General features: G+C 56.3%; 16 protein-coding genes. 6 read left to right on the top strand and 10 right to left on the bottom strand.

Translation table 11 applies throughout. From position 1 onward, the window contains the following. The first annotated feature begins 27 nt into the window (after positions 1-27). Positions 28-1,815 carry a diguanylate cyclase gene (locus AACV31_RS06445; RefSeq protein WP_165155766.1) on the top strand — a complete coding sequence of 596 codons (1,788 nt, stop codon included), beginning with the start codon at positions 28-30 and terminating at the stop codon, positions 1,813-1,815. A gap of 216 nt (positions 1,816-2,031) precedes the next feature. Further along, positions 2,032-2,991 (top strand): GGDEF domain-containing protein, encoded by a 960-nt coding sequence (locus AACV31_RS06440; RefSeq protein WP_007767184.1) that lies wholly within the window; start codon positions 2,032-2,034, stop codon positions 2,989-2,991. 9 nt (positions 2,992-3,000) lie between these two features. Here AACV31_RS06440 and opgB read toward each other — a convergent pair whose 3' ends face one another. The 7 genes from opgB to AACV31_RS06405 form a co-directional block, all read right to left on the bottom strand. Then, on the bottom strand, positions 3,001-5,292 hold the full coding sequence (gene opgB, locus AACV31_RS06435) for a phosphatidylglycerol--membrane-oligosaccharide glycerophosphotransferase (RefSeq protein ID WP_165155768.1): 2,292 nt from the start codon (positions 5,290-5,292) through the stop codon (positions 3,001-3,003). A gap of 366 nt (positions 5,293-5,658) precedes the next feature. Continuing rightward, complete coding sequence (gene dnaC / locus AACV31_RS06430; RefSeq protein WP_007767201.1) at positions 5,659-6,396, bottom strand: DNA replication protein DnaC; 738 nt, start codon at positions 6,394-6,396, stop codon at positions 5,659-5,661. Positions 6,397-6,398: 2 nt separating this feature from the next. Then, positions 6,399-6,944, bottom strand: coding sequence for a primosomal protein DnaT (dnaT, locus tag AACV31_RS06425; RefSeq protein ID WP_012815170.1), 546 nt, complete (start codon positions 6,942-6,944; stop codon positions 6,399-6,401). A gap of 222 nt (positions 6,945-7,166) precedes the next feature. After that, positions 7,167-7,595: an organic hydroperoxide resistance protein gene (locus AACV31_RS06420; protein ID WP_165155770.1), complete on the bottom strand. Its 429-nt coding sequence runs from the start codon at positions 7,593-7,595 to the stop codon at positions 7,167-7,169. A gap of 80 nt (positions 7,596-7,675) precedes the next feature. Further along, on the bottom strand, positions 7,676-8,134 hold the full coding sequence (locus AACV31_RS06415; protein WP_165155772.1) for a MarR family winged helix-turn-helix transcriptional regulator: 459 nt from the start codon (positions 8,132-8,134) through the stop codon (positions 7,676-7,678). Between the two features lie 65 nt (positions 8,135-8,199). Further along, positions 8,200-8,673, bottom strand: coding sequence for a threonine/serine exporter (locus AACV31_RS06410; RefSeq protein WP_007767205.1), 474 nt, complete (start codon positions 8,671-8,673; stop codon positions 8,200-8,202). Next, positions 8,664-9,440, bottom strand: a complete 777-nt coding sequence (locus AACV31_RS06405) for a threonine/serine exporter family protein (RefSeq protein WP_075197433.1) — start codon at positions 9,438-9,440, stop codon at positions 8,664-8,666. The genes AACV31_RS06410 and AACV31_RS06405 overlap by 10 nt, the downstream gene beginning before the upstream one ends. Positions 9,441-9,967: 527 nt before the next feature. Between AACV31_RS06405 and AACV31_RS06400 the strand changes: the two genes are divergently transcribed. Continuing rightward, positions 9,968-10,684, top strand: coding sequence for a helix-turn-helix transcriptional regulator (locus AACV31_RS06400; RefSeq protein ID WP_199778678.1), 717 nt, complete (start codon positions 9,968-9,970; stop codon positions 10,682-10,684). After that, positions 10,648-11,301, top strand: coding sequence for a DNA-binding transcriptional activator BglJ (gene bglJ, locus AACV31_RS06395; RefSeq protein ID WP_007767208.1), 654 nt, complete (start codon positions 10,648-10,650; stop codon positions 11,299-11,301). The genes AACV31_RS06400 and bglJ overlap by 37 nt, the downstream gene beginning before the upstream one ends. Positions 11,302-11,374: 73 nt before the next feature. Here bglJ and AACV31_RS06390 read toward each other — a convergent pair whose 3' ends face one another. Beyond that, positions 11,375-11,833, bottom strand: coding sequence for a YbaK/EbsC family protein (locus AACV31_RS06390; protein WP_007767211.1), 459 nt, complete (start codon positions 11,831-11,833; stop codon positions 11,375-11,377). Positions 11,834-12,228: 395 nt separating this feature from the next. Here AACV31_RS06390 and AACV31_RS06385 point away from each other — a divergent pair, with 395 nt between their 5' ends. Next, a complete protein-coding gene (locus AACV31_RS06385; RefSeq protein ID WP_075197436.1) occupies positions 12,229-13,575 on the top strand; it encodes a PTS sugar transporter subunit IIC in 1,347 nt (448 codons plus the stop codon). 30 nt (positions 13,576-13,605) lie between these two features. On the opposite strand, the gene fhuF is transcribed toward AACV31_RS06385, so the two are convergent. Together fhuF and AACV31_RS06375 are read right to left on the bottom strand one after the other, a co-directional pair. Then, positions 13,606-14,394, bottom strand: coding sequence for a siderophore-iron reductase FhuF (fhuF, locus tag AACV31_RS06380; RefSeq protein ID WP_165155774.1), 789 nt, complete (start codon positions 14,392-14,394; stop codon positions 13,606-13,608). A 108-nt stretch (positions 14,395-14,502) separates the two neighbouring features. Further along, positions 14,503-15,570: a GGDEF domain-containing protein gene (locus AACV31_RS06375; RefSeq protein WP_165155782.1), complete on the bottom strand. Its 1,068-nt coding sequence runs from the start codon at positions 15,568-15,570 to the stop codon at positions 14,503-14,505. A 197-nt stretch (positions 15,571-15,767) separates the two neighbouring features. Here AACV31_RS06375 and AACV31_RS06370 point away from each other — a divergent pair, with 197 nt between their 5' ends. Continuing rightward, entirely contained in the window at positions 15,768-16,049 is a 282-nt protein-coding gene (locus AACV31_RS06370; RefSeq protein WP_075197439.1) for a DUF1435 domain-containing protein, read from the top strand. Positions 16,050-16,207 lie beyond the last annotated feature (158 nt).

Genomic DNA, 16,207 nt, shown 5'->3' with positions numbered 1-16,207 from the left:
CTCTCTTTTTAACCAACAGGATCCTCTGTGCGCATCGCAACGATGACCAACATTGCCTATGGCGCGACGGTCGCGCTGACCCTCGCTTCCGGCGTGGTGCTGATGATGGCCTCCAGCGCCGACAAGGCGGAGCGGGCGGCTGTGCGTCAAAGCGCGGCCTATGACAGCCTGACGGAAACGGTGGAGCAGGAGACTTACGCGCTGACCGAGCTGGCGCGTGTCTACGTGGTGGAGCGCAGGCCGGAAGATCTCGCCGTCTGGCAGGCGAAAAAGGCGCAGAACGATAAAGATGAAGCGCATCTGGCGCGGCTGCGGGATCTTGGCGCCGCGCCTGAGGAGCTGGAGCATTTACGCCAGGGCATCGCGCTGGCGCGCGAGCTTGAGGATGAACAGCAACAGGCGGTGGAGGCGGTGGCGCGAGGCGATAACGCGCGCGCCCTGCAACTGATGTTTGGCGTGAACTATGAGCGTGAGCTGGATCGGGTAGATTTTCAGTTCGCGCATTTCCGCAGCCTGCTGGACCAGCGCGCCGGCGCGACCATCCAGGCGGCGACGGACGCCTCGCTGCGGCTCCGCACGCTTTCAGAAATCATGGTGGCGCTGACGGCGCTGCTGTTTCTCTTTGTGCTCGGGTTTATCCTCAAGCGCCGTATTCTGCAGCCGGTGGTGAAGCTGAGCGATGTGGTCAACCGGCTGGCGACGCAGGATTACGCGGTGGAAGCGCCGCTGTTGCAGCAGGTGGATGAGATTGGCGACATGGCGCAGGCTATCCATGTGTTTCGTGAAAATGGCCTGGTGCGCCAGCGTCTGGAGCAGGAGCGCGACGCCGACTGGGCCATCCGGCGGCTGCTGTCGCGTATGACCCAGCGTCTGCAGGGCAGCGAGTCGCGCAGCGATATAATTGAGCTGGTGCGGCTGTTTGCGCCGCAAATCGCGCCGGGACTGGCGGGCAGGCTCTATGTGCTCGATGCGCGCGACCATCTGATGCTCTGCGCCGCCCGCTGGCTTGAGGCTTCCGGCGGCGACACGGCGTTTACGCCGGATGAATGCTGGGCGCTACGGCGCGGACAGACGCACAGCCCGGGCCGCGATCTGGTCGATATTCCCTGTAAGCATTTGCCGCCCGCGGCCGCTTTACGGGCTATCTGCGTGCCGCTCATCGCCCAGAATGAAACCATCGGGCTGCTGTCGTTTGAAAAAATCAGTGAGGAGCAGGAGCCGCCTTACGTCTATCTGGAGCTGATGGCCGAGACGCTGGCGCTGGCGCTCGCCAACCAGAAGCTGCGAGATGAGTTAACCGAAAAAGCGATGTTTGATTCGCTGACGGGCTTGCGCAACCGCTATCACCTGGAAGATGCGCTGCACGCCTGTATCAGCCAGGCGGAGGCGACCGGCTCGCCGGTGAGCTGTCTGATGATCGATATCGACTACTTCAAGGCGCTCAATGACCAGTATGGTCATGACGCGGGCGATGCGGTGCTGAAAGAGGTGGCGCGGACTATCCGCGCGGTGCCGGGCGATACGGCGCAGGTGTTTCGCTACGGCGGCGAAGAGTTTCTGGTGCTGCTGCCCGGCATGGCGCAGGCGCAGGCCCATGCGCTGGCCACCCGCATGCTGACGCAGGTGAGCGAGCTGTCGCTGCGCTATAACGGCCAGGAGATTGGCCCGGTATCGGTTTCCATTGGCCTCGCCACCTGGCCCGATCACGCACGGCGCGAAAGCCTGGTGAAAAACGCTGATATCGCGCTCTACCTTGCCAAAGAGATGGGCCGCTCGCGTATTGTGGTGGCGAACCGGCTCAAGCCAGGCGCCTGAGGGCGCGGCTGCGGTTAGTCTGAATTTCACGCCGCGCAAAGGCTGGCGCAGGCGCGCGTGCGTTGAAAAATGTTACGCGAATTATCCGGCGCGCGGACCGCTGTTTCGCAAACCCCCCCTTTTCCTTCCTATACTCATCCATTTACCACGATATATTTTCTGGCAGAATGCCCTTTTTGAGAGGCGGGCGCGCTGCTATTGACGCGGAGAGAGTACATGAAATTTCCTGGTATCCCGGAAAACGAAGAAGAGCGGCTGAAGTCGCTGTATATGATGGACCTGCTCGATACCAGGGATGACGAGCGTTTTGAGCGTTTAACGCGGGTGGCGAAAAAGCTGTTTCAGGTGCCGGTAGCGCTGATTAGCCTGCTCGATCGCGACCGCCAGTGGCTGCTGGCGTGTCAGGGGCTGAACACGCGCGAAACCACGCGCGACGTCTCGTTTTGCGGGCATGCCATTTTGCAGGAGGGGCCGTTTATCGTGAATGATGCCCGTCTCGATGAGCGCTTTCATGATAATCCGCTGGTCACCGGCGAGCCGTTTATCCGTTTTTATGCGGGATACCCGGTGCGCCTGCCGGACGGCGCGGTGGTCGGCACGCTCTGTATTATTGACGGCACGCCTCGCGATTTCAGCGACGAGGATATCGCCACGCTGAAAGACCTGGCGTTTATCGTCGAAGATGAGTTTCACGTGATCAGCATGGCGATGACCGACAGCCTGACCGGCATTCCGAATCGCCGCGGCTTTTACCGCAGCGGTGAAAAACGGTTTAGCGCGTTACAGGAGAACACCGAGCCATTCAGCATTCTCTATTTCGATCTCGACCGCTTTAAACCCATCAACGATTTGTGGGGCCACGCGGAGGGCGATGAGGTGCTGAAAGTGTTCGCCAGCCAGTTGCGCCAGCATCTGGGGCCGAAAGATATCGCCGGGCGGCTGGGCGGGGATGAATTTGCCGTGCTGTTGACCCGCGAGCGCGACACGCAGCCGTTTCTGAATAATCTGCGCGCGAGCCTGGACGCGCATAACCAGCGCGCCGGTAAGCCTTACAACATCAACTACTCGTATGGGATGCTGCATCGCGATTCGGGGAATTACGATTCGCTGCTGGAGATGATCAAAGAAAGCGACAACGTCATGTATTCCGAGAAGCGCAGAAAGCGGATCGAGTAACGAGCGGGATCACCCGCTCGCGTTAATCACCTTGATGGATACCATGCCGATGCCAAGACGGCGTGGCGAATGGCCGAGAATGTTGCCTTCGTTGGTTGACTGCGGGTCCGGCGGCACAATCACCAGCGTGTTGCTGCGCGTCGGGTTCTCGAAATGCAGCGTGGTGGTGGACACCTCATTGCCGAGCGTCAGCGTCTGTTCGCTGTCGCCCACTTTTACCGGCACCGGTTTCCCGGCGTTCGGGCCAAACGCTTTGGCGATGATGACCAGATCGAATTTCTCCGGCAGGGGCTGGTTATATTCGATTTTCACTTCCTCGCCGAGCTGCGCGTTAGACCAGCGGCCCCAGGATTCCGGGCGGGAAATCCCGGAGAACTGTCTGACCTCTTCCGGCGCGCCCGCCACGTTGAAGATAAAGCTGTCGGCCTGATAGCGGATGTCGTTATCCATCACTTTGAGCGTTTCGACGTTGCGCTGGTAGCGCCCGGCGTCGATGACCGTGTCGCGAAACGCCGCTTTGCCTTGCCACGTCGCTTTATCCACCCGCTGTACCTTCTGCTCGCCGCCAAGCTGGCCCTGCGAGACGCAGTAGTCGGTAGAGAGCGCCAGCGCGGGCGCCCACAGGCGCGCCATTTTGTAGCAGTTATCCACCCACAGGAAGTTATCGCGCGGGGCGAAATCCGCCAGCTGGAAGCGCAGCGGCGCGGAGTATTCGCTCTCCGGCAGCGGCTCGATACGCTTATCCGACACGCGCAGCAAAAGCGGCAGGCGGAAATGGCTGCCGGAGAAGGCGATGGTCTGTTTTTGCGTATCGACCGTGAAGCTGTCTATTTTCGACGGGAATTTCCACAGGCTGATGATATCGGGCTTCCACGCCAGCACTTTCGATTTCATGTTCAGGAACACCGTCGAGAGCGACTGCCCGGAAAGGCTGCTGCGCCCGAGCCCAAGATAGTTATCCCCGCCGAGAACATCCAGCACCGTCGCGCCGTTATCCATCGTGTTGCGCTTCACCGCGACCACATCCTGCTGCGGCTGGTCGCCGCGCAGAATGAAGAACAGGTTATTGCGATCCTGCTTGCTGAGATATTTATACGCGGTGTTGTTCATCGCCAGATGATCGGACGAGACCACGATGACGGTGTTTTTAAAATAGGGCGAGGCTTTGATTTTGTTGATAAGCGCCGCGACGTGCTCCTGGCTGCAGCTCACTGCGCTGAAAGACTGGTTCGGCTTGCCTTCAAACGGGTAGCTTTTACGTTTGCAGGTGCGCGACACGAAACCGTCCGGGTGGTGCGTGTCGACCGTCAGCGTAAAGAGTGAAAAGCGTTTACCCGCTTTCGAGAGGGCTTCGTATTGTTTCCAGACCTCGTCCAGCACCGTGTCGTCGTAGAAACCCCAGTCGTTGCGATAGGCCGGGTCCGCCACCACGCCTTTTAGCTCCTCGGCGCCGTAGAGATGATCGAAACCGTGAGATTTCAGGAAGACGTCTTTTCCGGCAAAACGCAGGTTCGCGCCCTGAATAAAGTAGTTCTCATAGCCGGAGTTTTTCAGGATATCCCCAAGGCAAACGTTCTGCGGGAAGAAACTCGACATCGAGGCGGACGCGTTGCCCTCAAAGGGCGCGAAGAGCGGAATGCCGCACTGGGAGGCGACCATACCGGCGATGGTGTAGTCGGTGCCGGGCAGTTGCGCGGTGTGGCTGAAATCGATGCCTTCGTTTTTGAGCGCGCCCAGATCCGGCGTCAGGTTCGGGAATGCTTCGTCGTCAAAATAGGTGCGCTCCAGGCTTTCGCCGTAGATATAGACCAGATTGAGCTGCGGGTTCTCGATACGCTTTTGCGGCTCTTTATAGTACGCCGCGAAATCCGGACTGCCCTCGGCGGTCTGGGATTTCACCAGTTCCGTTATCTGGCGAAACGCCGGGCTGGCGTCCACCGAGGCGAGCGCCAGTAAAAGCGCCGCGAAGCTGTAGCCGAAGTGATAAGGCAGATGGCGACGGCGGCGCAAAATCCACGTCAGTAGCCCGAAGACCGCCAGCAGCGCCGCGACCAGCCCGATCCCGGGCAGAATGTATTTACTGACGCCCGCGCCGGTAAGGCTGCTGGTCAGGGTATAGAGCACCGCGTCGGTAATGCCGTCGCCGGTGAAATAGTTGCTGGCGAGCAGCGTCAGATTCAGGATAACAAACAGCCCTAATACCACCAGGGTGGCGATAAACCACCAGGTGTTACGACCCGCCTTATAGGCGTAAATCGCCACGGAGGCGATAAAGAAAAGTACCGAAAGCCACTCTGACAACACCACATCCTCGCAGCGAAGGCGCCAGGCCCGTTGACATTAAACCGCTTTTTTAAGGGCGAAATATAACTTTACTGTCATATTCGTACAATTTTAGCGTCATCTTTCTGTGGATCAGTTCAGACAAGGTTTAGAAATGCAAATTTTTGAACCGTGTCTCAACGCCTGTGGCGCGGCATGGCGCAGAGCGTGAGTCGGAAAAGGGTGTTTAGTCATGGACAGGAAGCGGAGACGGTAAAAAGCAGCTTCTTTTATGAAAATTTTATGACAGCGAAGATTTCACTACAGAAGCATTAAAACGCAAGCGAGACGGCAGGAAAGGGAGTGCCGGGGCGCAGAAAATGCGCCCCGTAAAAACGGCGTGGTTTAGTACTCTTTACCGGTGACGCGGCTGCGGTAGCTGTCCCAGTTGAAATTCACCCACAGGCTGTTGCCAAGGCGCATGCGATCCATCACGCGCTCGCCCAGAAGTTTGGTCATTTCATCCATATTCTGGTTGGTCAGCATGCCGGTCGGGCGTTTGGATGATGAACGGCGATCCACCAGCTGGTTGATGATCACTTTCTCATAGCGCGATTCGCTCTGCATACCGATCTCGTCGATCACCAGAAGATCAACGCTGCTCAGATCTTTTAAGAGCCGTTCTTCGCTGGTTTCGCGACTGCTGAAGGTGTCTTTCATGGCGGACATGATATCGGCGACGGTAATGATCATCACCGATTTGCCGCGCAGCAGCAGTTCATTACAGATGGCGGCGGCAAGATGGTTTTTGCCGGTGCCCGGTTTGCCTGCGAAGACAAAGCTCGCGATGTTATCGTCAAAGGCTTCGACATACTGCCGCGCTTTACTGAGGGCGTTCATCTGCCCGTCGTTTTCGACGCGGTAGTTATCGAAAGAGCAGTTCTGATGCAGCGGACGAATGCCGGAACGGTTAAAGGTGCGCTGCATTTTCATCGCGCGGTTTTCACGCTCGATGGCCTCTGAGCGGATCCGCCCCTGCTCCTGCTGCCAGGCGATAAGCTCTTCGCCGGTTTTAAAGGCGGGCGTGACGTCGGGCGGCATCAGCCGCTTCAGGCGCATCATCAGGTCAGTGACGTTTTTCATCTTTACCCTCGAAAGCCGTCAGGAATATGGTCGTCCGGCTGCGCGATGGCGTTGACGTCGCGTCGGGCCGATGACGTAAAGGTGGCGCGGTTCATCTGAATGCTGCGCGCCAGCTTTTGCTGCCACTGGATATGGTGGAAGACTTTGCCTTCCGCCTGCCAGTAGGCGACGAACGAGGCCAGCTCTTCGCTGGTCACCGGCTGCGCCAGCGGGATGCCCCAGAGCGCGGCCATACGCTGAAATTCGGGATCGGGCTGCCAGCCCGGATACATGGCGAATTTGCCCATCGGCACCGGGACAGGCTGGGCGACGTCGTTGCCTTCGTCAAAAAATTGCGCTTCCAGCGCGACATCGGAGCGGGGCGCGGCGAGCTGTTTTTCCAGCGCCAGCAGTTCCGCCATGCGCGCCGGCGTCACGGCATAAAATGCGGGCGCATTGTTATCAAACACCGCCACGGCCCCACGTTCGGCGTGCGCCAGCGCGCTGCCGGGATTGCGCCGGAAGGCGTCAATATCAACGACATCAGGGGTCAGGATTCTGGAAGACATAAAGCGTTCTCAATCAAAGCGTTATCAGACACTGGCGCATAAATGGCCAGCAGAGGCGATAATTCTTTCATAGTAGCATAGTCAGAGGCGGGGTTTGAGCTTATTGGCGCGCGGAAACGCACGTAAAAAAAGAGCGCGCCATGACATCTGGCGCGCTCCGCGTCCCCTGGTGAGGGCAGTTTCGTTTTTTTATTTTAAGCTTCCCCGTTAGCGGGGATAGCGTCAGGCAATGATGTTCAGTGTGACGTCGATATTGCCGCGGGTCGCGTTAGAGTACGGGCAGACAATATGCGCCGCATCGACCAGTTTCTGTGCTTCCGCCGCATCCATCCCAGCCAGGTGAATATTCAGTTTCGCTTCGATGCCAAAACCGGTCGGCAGCGGGCCGATCCCGACTTCGCCTTCGATAAACGCGTCTTTCGGCATCGCGATTTTGTCGCGAGCGGCAACGAATTTCATCGCGCCCAGGAAGCAGGCGGAGTAGCCCGCGGCAAATAGCTGTTCAGGGTTGGTGACGTCGCCACCCATGCCGCCCATCTCTTTCGGTACGCCCAGCTTCACATCCAGCACGCCGTCAGACGAGGTGGCGCGGCCGTCGCGGCCTCCGGTAGCTTTTGCTTTGGCACGGTAGATGACGTTTTCTAAAGACATGCAATATTCCTTATTTAAGTTTTAGGCTATTTAATCGCGTGCTACTTATTTGGTGCTTTCACGCCATCCGGAGATGGCGTTTACGACTGATGCAGATTACGGCGTAAATCGTCGAGCTGAGCTTTAAGATCCAGCAAGGTGTCTTTGTCACATGCAGTGGCGCAGAGCACCGAACCCGGTATGCTGCGGGCCTCGGCTTTTAACTGCCGTCCTGCGTCAGTGAGCGTCACTATTACTTGTCGTTCATCCTGGCGCGAGCGCTGGCGCATCAAAAACCCTGCCGTTTCCATCCGCTTTAACAGCGGCGTGAGCGTGGCGGAGTCCAGATACAGCCGCTCGCCAATCTCAGAAACCGTAACGTCGTCCTGCTCCCACAGCACCAGCATGACCAGATACTGCGGGTAAGTCAGCCCAAGCGGCGTCAGTAACTGGCGGTAAATTTTATGCAGCGCCAGGTTTGTCGAGTAGAGCGCGAAGCAGAGCTGGTTGTCTAAATCCAGCGTGAGTCCGGCCGCGCCTTGTTGTTGTGTCGTCTTCATGCTTTCAATATAAGTAGTGCACGATTTAATTGCAAGTTAGTTTTTAGCTGTCGCTATGATAGCCGTTATACCCGCGGGCGTTTTCGATAGAGCCACAGACCTGGCAGCGACAGCCCGATAGAGAGCGCGCCGACGGTTGAGGCGGCTTTAAGAAAGTTAGTCACCAGCGAGATCATTAACGCATCGGTGTAACCGAAGTGGCTGATTTTCACGGCGGAGATCATTGCCGAATACGCCGAGATGCCGGGAAACATCGGGATCACCGCCGCGACGGTAAACACTTTTGGGTGCGCCAGATACCAGCGCGACCACTGGATGCCAATGCAGCCAACCAGCATCGCCGAGAGAAACGTGCCCCATTCGATATTCAGCCCCATCATTATCATCACGGTGCGTGAACCGTGACCGACGGCGCCCAGCAGCGCGCACCAGGGCAGAGCGCGGCGCGGCACGTTAAACACCATCGCAAAGCCCGCCGCCGGAATAGCGGAGAGCAGCATATCTTCCAGCATCAGCGTAATAATACGAATCACATCCATCCCCGAAGCCCCCATAACGCCATCGCCATAATCACCCCAATACAGGTGGCGAGCGTCAGCAGGCTCGCCATCGCCCAGCGGGCGAGACCGGTATTCACATGGCCTTTAAACATATCCGCCACCGCGTTGATGAGCGGAAACCCTGGCACCAGGAGCAGAACGCTGGCGGCCATCGCCACGGCGGAGGTGCTGGCAAACGGCGGCAGCGCGAGCAGCAGGCCGGAGACAGTCGTCGCCACAAAGGCCGTCAGGCAGAAGTTGATTTGCGGATGGAGGTGGCGCTGCGTCAGCGTCTGGCGGACATACATCGCCAGCGTACTGGCGATAAACGTGACCAGCGCGCCGTCCCAGCCGCCTTTATTCATTTTGCAAAAGCAGGCGCAGGAGAGACCCACCATCAGCACCACCTGCCAGCGCGGGTAACGCAGGGGCTTCAACTGCGAAAAGCGTTTCTCCACGTCGTGCCGGTCCAGCAGCTTATGTTCGGCCATGATGACGATGTGCTGCACTTCGGTCACCATGTGCATGTTGATGCCGCGATCGATGTTTTTCCGCGTCGTCGTCAGGCAGTGGTGATCTTTAATGGTGGTCAGGACAATCGCGTTGGCGGAAATGGAGCTCTCCACGCTGTCCATGCCCAGCGCGCGGCCAAGCCGTGTGGTGAGCTCTTCAATCAATGCGCTTTCCGCGCCATGCTGTAATAAATAAAGCCCGCACTGAATACACAAACGGGTCACGTCCCGCTGCGCTAAAGCATCCGCTTCCATATTCGGTCCTGGTAAGAAAAGGCGCCCGCGCGCCAGGAGTGTCCATTATTAACATGCGACGCGAGGCGCGGCCGTGGAGGCAGATCAAGCTTGCTGCATTTTGCAGCACGGTTTATGGGCGCACGGAGCACGGATGGGCAAACACAGGCGCTAGTTTAAGAGGGGATGGCAGTCCGCATCCTTATTTACGCGATTAATTAAAAGTACGCTGGCGGCACGGTGAAATTAATTTAACCGATATTAACATGGTGTCTATAAATAGACATTTTTTATCTTTTTACTATGAGAATATCCTTTAATCACTGGCGGCGTATTTTTCGCCTTTTTTGTCGTTGACAGTAAAATAAAGGGTTCATAGAATGCCGATGTTTACCCGGACGGGAAATTCTTTTTGTCCACTTATATACATTATCTGCATACGCTGTCTGCGCTGTTTTTTCTTTATTTAGAGGTTGAGGTTTATTTTTATATCATCTCATAAATGATTTTTAAATATGTTTGGCCGGAAGGATATAACCGGAGGAAATATGTTACCAGGACGTTGCAAACAAGGCATTATCATTAGCCAGATCCCCGTTGTACATACCGGGTTGGCGGCCATTATGAGTCGTCATTTTCCGGAAACCGAGCTTTATCATTACAACAGCAGCGCGGAGATAACGCTGCCATTACTTAACCCGGTCGATATGGTGCTGGCCGAATTGCCCTGCGCGCCGGAGGAGGCCCGCCGCGAATGTGAGGCTTACTATTCGCTGGTGGCGCAGGCGCCTGGCGTACACTGGATTTTCCTTGTGCCCGCCGCGTCGTTCAGTATGGCGGTGCAACTGCTGATGCGCCCGGAGACGACGCTGCTTTCCACGGCGGAACCGGTGGAAGGCGTCGTTAACGCAGTCCAGCTCGGACGTGAAAAAGCCGAACGGGTAAGCCAGATGTTAGTGACGCCGCGTCAGGCGCAGGAAAAAGAACCTGCGGCAGCCGCGATGCTGACTACCTCGGAAAAACAAGTATTACGTCTGCTCGGTAAAGGCTGGGGAATAAATCAAATCGCCCAGATGCTGAAAAAAAGCAATAAAACCATCAGCGCGCAGAAAAACAGTGCCATGCGGCGCTTATCGTTGCGCGGCAATGCAGAAATGTATGCATGGATAAGCAGCTTGCAGGGTTTAAAGGAATTAAATTTGCTTTCATTACATAAGGAACAGGCTGAATGGAACACGGAGTCGAAAAACGAAACGTTGCGCTAATTGAAAAATGCGTAATGAGCGGCGAAGGAATACGATCGCTGTTGCAGGTAAATAATTCGACGTCATGCCGCCTGGAAATATTCTCCGACCATCATGCGTTTATTCAGGCGCTGACATACCGCCACTTTTCCACTGTCATATTTTCGCTAGAAGGTACGCGTGAGCACCGACGTGACTGTTTGCAGTTTGTCAGTGAAATGGCGAAAGCCTGGCCGCGTATGAAACGTATTGTGATGGTCAATAACGTGAATGAGGCGAAACTGATAAGCCAGCTTTCTCCGACGCCGCTACAGGGGATTATTGATAAATCTGAGACGCTGTCGCGCTTTACCGATGAACTGATGTCCGCGATGAGCGATTCGGCCCGGGTGAGCGAGTCACCTCATAAAATTTGGTACGCCAGCCAGGGATCGCGGCTGTTGAGCCCGACCGAGCGGATTATCCTGCGCTACCTGACGGATGGCTATTCGGTGTCGCAGATTGCCTGCCGTCTGGAGCGCAATATCAAAACCATTCGCGCACATAAATTCAACGCGATGCTCAAGCTCGGGGTACATACCGATGCCGGCTTGCTGAATGCGGCGGATATTCTTTTGCACCGCGCAGGCTTATTTTAAGCCTGCGGCAGGTGCGTCATCGCAGACAAACCTGACGGCGCGACGGGCGCCGGTCGGGCGTCACAGTCATCATTTACTGACAGACATCCACCCACTGCGCCTGGGTCAGCTCCGCCAGGCGAGTCGGCGAAATACGCACGGCGCTGTGAATGGCGCCCGCAGCGGGCAGCACTTCGTCATACTGGCGAAGTGAAACATCGCAATAGACAGCCAGCGCGTTTTCCAGCCCGAACGGGCAGACGCCGCCGACCGGATGGCCGGTCCAGGTGACGACTTCATCGCAGCTCAGCATGCGAGCTTTTGCGCCGAACGTGGTTTTCAGCTTTTTGTTATCCAGCCGCGCGTCGCCTTTGGCGACCACCAGAATCACCTCATCTTTCACCTTCAGCGAAAGCGTTTTGGCTATCTGTCCTGGCTCAACCTGATGGGCGGCGGCGGCCAGCGCGACGGTGGCGGTGCTCTGGTTAAGCTCAATGATTTCAATATCGGGGGCGTTTTCGACAAAAAATTGCCGCACGGATTCCAGACTCATTTATTTCTCCTGAAAATAGCTGTCCTAATCTGGCATACCGCACCAGGTTTTGTAAATTATCGGAAAAGCGCTTTTCTGCGGCTATCCGGCGTTTTCTGGATCTCCTTCACAATCAAAGAAACCGGTTACTGTAACCGGTTGCAGAGCAGCCATAGCGGATTAATACTGGTTAAGTAACCTCCCTCTGTAACCAATAATAAGAGCCGTCTATGAAACCTTTCTTTCTCAGTTACGCCGCTGGCAAGGCAGTTAACCACCGTTGCAGCCCGGAAGATTTCACTGCGCAGGAAGCAGAGACACACACCCGGTTACGGTTTTCAGTTCAATGGATTATGGGATGATGCGCGTCGGCTTTTCGCCGCGTATTCACGTTGATTGCCTGACAGGAGACCGCCATGTCTGCCAACCATGCTGCCTTTGATGTGATATTTCGCTTTGTTGAAAACTATGTCAGCCCGATAGCCTCCCGCATTTCCGCGCAGCGCCATGTCATGGCCATTCGCGACGGGTTTATCTCCGCCATGCCGTTTATGATTGTCGGCTCGTTTTTACTGGTGTTCGCCTACCCGCCGTTTTCCCCGGACACCACGCTGGGCTTTGCCCGCGCGTGGCTGGATCTGGCGAAACAGTTTGAAGGGCAGATCCTCACGCCGTTTGATATGACGATGGGGATCATGTCTATCTACATCTGCGCCGCTATCGCCTATAACCTCGGCAAACACTACGTGAAGTCGCATCAGCTGGACCCTTTCATGTGCGCCATGCTGTCGCTGATGGCGTTTATGCTGGTGGCCGCGCCGAAAACCAAAGGGACGCTGCCAGTAGACAGCCTCGGCGGCACGGGGATTTTCACCGCGATTCTGGTAGCGATTTACTGTGTGGAGATGATGCGTTTTCTGAAGGCGCATAACATCGGCATACGCCTGCCGGATCAGGTGCCGCCAATGATTAAAAATTCCTTCGATCTGCTGATCCCGGTGCTGGTGGTGGTACTGACGCTCTATCCGTTGAGCCTGTTTATCCAGTCGCAATTCGACCTGCTGATCCCGCAGGCGATCATGGCTATCTTCAAGCCGTTGGTCTCGGCGGCCGATTCGCTGCCCGCTATTCTGCTGGCGGTGCTGATTGGGCATCTGCTGTGGTTTGCGGGTATTCACGGCGCGGCGATTGTCTCCGGCATGCTGCAAATGTTCTGGCTGACCAACCTCGGGATTAACCAGACGGCGCTCGCGCAGAGCGCGCCGCTGCCGCACATCTTTATGGAGGCGTTCTGGACCTTCTTTATTGTGATTGGCGGCTCCGGGGCGACGATGGGACTGGTGTTCTGCTATCTGCGAAGCCGCTCCGCGCATCTGCGCTCGATAGGGCGTCTGAGTATCGTGCCCAGCATTTTCAACATTAATGAGCCGGTGATTTTCGGCACGCCCATCGTGATGAACCCGGTTTTCTTTATTCCGTTCCTGCTGGCCCCGATGCTGAACGCGGTGCTGGCCTGGGCGGCGATGAAATTTGATTTAATCGGACGCGTGATTTCTGTAGTGCCGTGGACCGCGCCTGCGCCGATCGGCGCGGCCTGGGCACTGGGCTGGGATTTCCGCGCCGCGCTGCTGGTGATTGTGCTTGCGGTGGTGTCGGCCATCATTTACTTCCCGTTCTTTAAAGTCTACGAGAAACAGTTGCTGGCGCAGGAAGCGGAAGAGGCGCTGAAGGAGGCGCAAGGGGCCGGCGAACAGGCCGCCTGATGAGAACACGGCGGGGAGACCCGCCGTTGACTATTTGAGCGTACAGTCGCCGCACTGCTGCACGTCAGGCAGCTTATAGCGCTGGCAGCAGGTGCGGCGCACCAGTAATCCTTCGCGCAGCACCACGGTGCGAAACAGCGGATTTTGCTGGCCATTCAGTAAGGTTTTGTCGAAAAAGCAGCTCTGGCGCAGCGCGCTGACGGTCTCTTCGCCGAGCCAGTCGCGCCATTCGCCAAAACACCAGTTAATGAGATAACCGGTATTGCTCCAGATAAGCTTGCCATTGATATCGCCGGAGGCTTCCAGCGCTTCAACGACCGGCGTTATAACGTCCAGCAGCAGCGTCTCCAGCCGTTCGCGCGCTAAAAGGGGAGTGGCGCGCGCATCTTCTTCCACCGTCAAATAAAAGCAGGCCGCACGGCCTGTTTCGTGAAACTCGACCGCGAGATTCTCTTCGCTCAGATCCAGCGCCTGCGGCTGCGTCAACAGCGCCAGCATTAACGGCGGCACCAGCAAGCCCAGATACCACTGCGCCCAGAGCGATTTCAGCGGTTTATTTTCACGTACCGCGCCCGGCTGATTGCGGTAGATGTGATCGGAGTAGAGCGCCATTAAGCTTGTGAGTGTCGCGGGATGCGACCATTCGCTAAAGCTCAGCGCCGCAGAAGGCGGCGTTTCGTCCAGCTTCATGATGTCGTGAAAATGCGCGCGGTGCGTCGTAAACGCGTCACGCAGACGCAACGCCAGCGTCGAAGGCGGACGATGCAGCGGGGCGCGCCAGAGTAATTCATCAACAGAATGAAGAGAGCGATAAGCCATAGCGTTTTTTGAATAGCAAATCTAAATGATAATGATTGCCAATCCTAACTATAGGCTGAAACGATAGCAAGTTCTTTGACCAGAAACCCGGTGCCGCCGCGCCTGAGTTCAGGCGGCGCGACGGGCGTCGTGGTACAGAATGTGGTTGCGGCCCTGGTCTTTAGCGGCGTAGAGCGCTTCATCGGCGCGGCGCAGCGCGTCGTCAATATCGCCGTTTTCCAGCGGCGCGATGCCGATGCTCAGGGTGACGTTGGTCGCCACGCTTTCATTAAACATATGCGGAATACGCAGATCGTAAACCCGCTGGCGAATGCGCTCGGCTGCAAGGCGCGCGCGCGCTTCATCCGCCTGGGTTAACAACACCATAAATTCTTCGCCGCCGTAACGGGTGACAATATCCCGCGAGCGCACAGCATCGCGGATCGCCGCCGAGACACGCGTCAGCGCCTGGTCGCCCATCATATGGCCGTAATGGTCGTTGTACGCTTTGAAATGGTCGATATCCATCAGCAGTACGAACAGCTGTCCGGCGTCAGGCGGCAGATTATCGAAGCGGTTCTGAAAGCCGCGGCGGTTACAGAGGCCGGTCAGCGGATCCATCATGCTGAGATCGTTGAGGGTCGCTTTTTCGTCTATTAGCTTTTGCACCATTTTACGGGCGGAAATATCGCTGCGACTGGCGATGAAGTGCCGGATAACCAGCCCTACAACGGGCAGGATCAATGTATAAGCATAAAGAACAGGATGCTGGGCTTTATCCAGCCACAGGATCGTAGCGGTAACCGGCAGGCAAAACGCGATAAACGGTCCGGGCATATTTATAAAGGACAGTGCCGCAATAAACAGCGTGCCGAGTAAAGTAATAAGCAGGCAGGTGCCGTCGTGAAAAACGCGCCACGGGCTTTTCAGCCAGATATTTACCGACCATAACGCGCCCGTGATTAGCGCTGTCAGGTAAATCGCCTTCAGACTAAAAACGCGCGTTCTCGCGGGCAGTAGCAGCGCGCCGCAGAGCGCGATGACACCCAGGGCAGGCCAGGGAATATGCGGATAGTGGTAAAGCGGATCCACGAGATTAAACAGCGCGGAAAAAAGATTAAGAAACAGAAAGAGTTTCAGTGAGAGCTGATATTTTTCTTCCGTCAGGGCTCGCCAGTTATTTGCAGTCATATCCATTGGTGACTTATTTAGCGCTGTCAGGTTTTTATAAAAGCCGGATAAAAAAGAGGCTTATTATACCGCGAAACAGGGAGTAAGAATTTTCTTAACCAGGGCGGCTAATTTATCACCTTCATTCCGGTATGTCATTACTTCTTAACTCAAGTAAAGCAGGGCTAAACTTATATTCGCTGACAAATGAGAATTTATATCATATGATATTGTTTATCATTATCGATACGAGAGGCGAAACGATGTTGTACAGGCGACTGGAAAGTGGTTGGGCCGTCATTTTGCCGGGCACGCTGGTGGCAATGCTGGCCTGGAAGGAACTGAGCTGGGAGGCGTGGCGCGGCATTATTGTACTGGCGCTGCTGGCGACTGTCGGCATGCTCTATCATCCACGCCTGCGACATTATGTGTTACTGCCGTCCTGCATCGCTTTCGCCAGCGGATTAATGCTGATCGTATCGCATCTGCATCTGGCGCTGAATTAAGACAAGCACGGGAAGAGGTTGAGGAACAACGAGAAATAAAAGCAGGGAAAAGCACAGGGAAGCAGAAGAACTGATAAAAGAAGTGGTGCGAGGGGGGGGACTTGAACCCCCACGTCCGAAGGACACTAACACCTGAAGCTAGCGCGTCTACCAATTCC

The organism is Cronobacter sp. EKM101R, from assembly GCF_963888145.1.
GTDB lineage: Bacteria > Pseudomonadota > Gammaproteobacteria > Enterobacterales > Enterobacteriaceae > Cronobacter > Cronobacter turicensis.
This window is presented reverse-complemented; position numbering and strand designations above follow the sequence as displayed.

Bases quoted from the DNA above. Each gene is read 5' to 3' on its own strand.
- AACV31_RS06440 (WP_007767184.1), top strand. From the start codon at position 2,032: ATGAAATTTCCTGGTATCCCGGAAAACGAAGAAGAGCGGCTGAAGTCG.
- dnaC (WP_007767201.1), bottom strand. From the start codon at position 6,396: ATGAAAAACGTCACTGACCTGATGATGCGCCTGAAGCGGCTGATGCCG.
- dnaT (WP_012815170.1), bottom strand. From the start codon at position 6,944: ATGTCTTCCAGAATCCTGACCCCTGATGTCGTTGATATTGACGCCTTC.
- AACV31_RS06420 (WP_165155770.1), bottom strand. From the start codon at position 7,595: ATGTCTTTAGAAAACGTCATCTACCGTGCCAAAGCAAAAGCTACCGGA.
- AACV31_RS06415 (WP_165155772.1), bottom strand. From the start codon at position 8,134: ATGAAGACGACACAACAACAAGGCGCGGCCGGACTCACGCTGGATTTA.
- AACV31_RS06410 (WP_007767205.1), bottom strand. From the start codon at position 8,673: ATGGATGTGATTCGTATTATTACGCTGATGCTGGAAGATATGCTGCTC.
- AACV31_RS06405 (WP_075197433.1), bottom strand. From the start codon at position 9,440: ATGGAAGCGGATGCTTTAGCGCAGCGGGACGTGACCCGTTTGTGTATT.
- AACV31_RS06400 (WP_199778678.1), top strand. From the start codon at position 9,968: ATGTTACCAGGACGTTGCAAACAAGGCATTATCATTAGCCAGATCCCC.
- bglJ (WP_007767208.1), top strand. From the start codon at position 10,648: ATGGAACACGGAGTCGAAAAACGAAACGTTGCGCTAATTGAAAAATGC.
- AACV31_RS06390 (WP_007767211.1), bottom strand. From the start codon at position 11,833: ATGAGTCTGGAATCCGTGCGGCAATTTTTTGTCGAAAACGCCCCCGAT.
- AACV31_RS06385 (WP_075197436.1), top strand. From the start codon at position 12,229: ATGTCTGCCAACCATGCTGCCTTTGATGTGATATTTCGCTTTGTTGAA.
- fhuF (WP_165155774.1), bottom strand. From the start codon at position 14,394: ATGGCTTATCGCTCTCTTCATTCTGTTGATGAATTACTCTGGCGCGCC.
- AACV31_RS06375 (WP_165155782.1), bottom strand. From the start codon at position 15,570: ATGGATATGACTGCAAATAACTGGCGAGCCCTGACGGAAGAAAAATAT.
- AACV31_RS06370 (WP_075197439.1), top strand. From the start codon at position 15,768: ATGATATTGTTTATCATTATCGATACGAGAGGCGAAACGATGTTGTAC.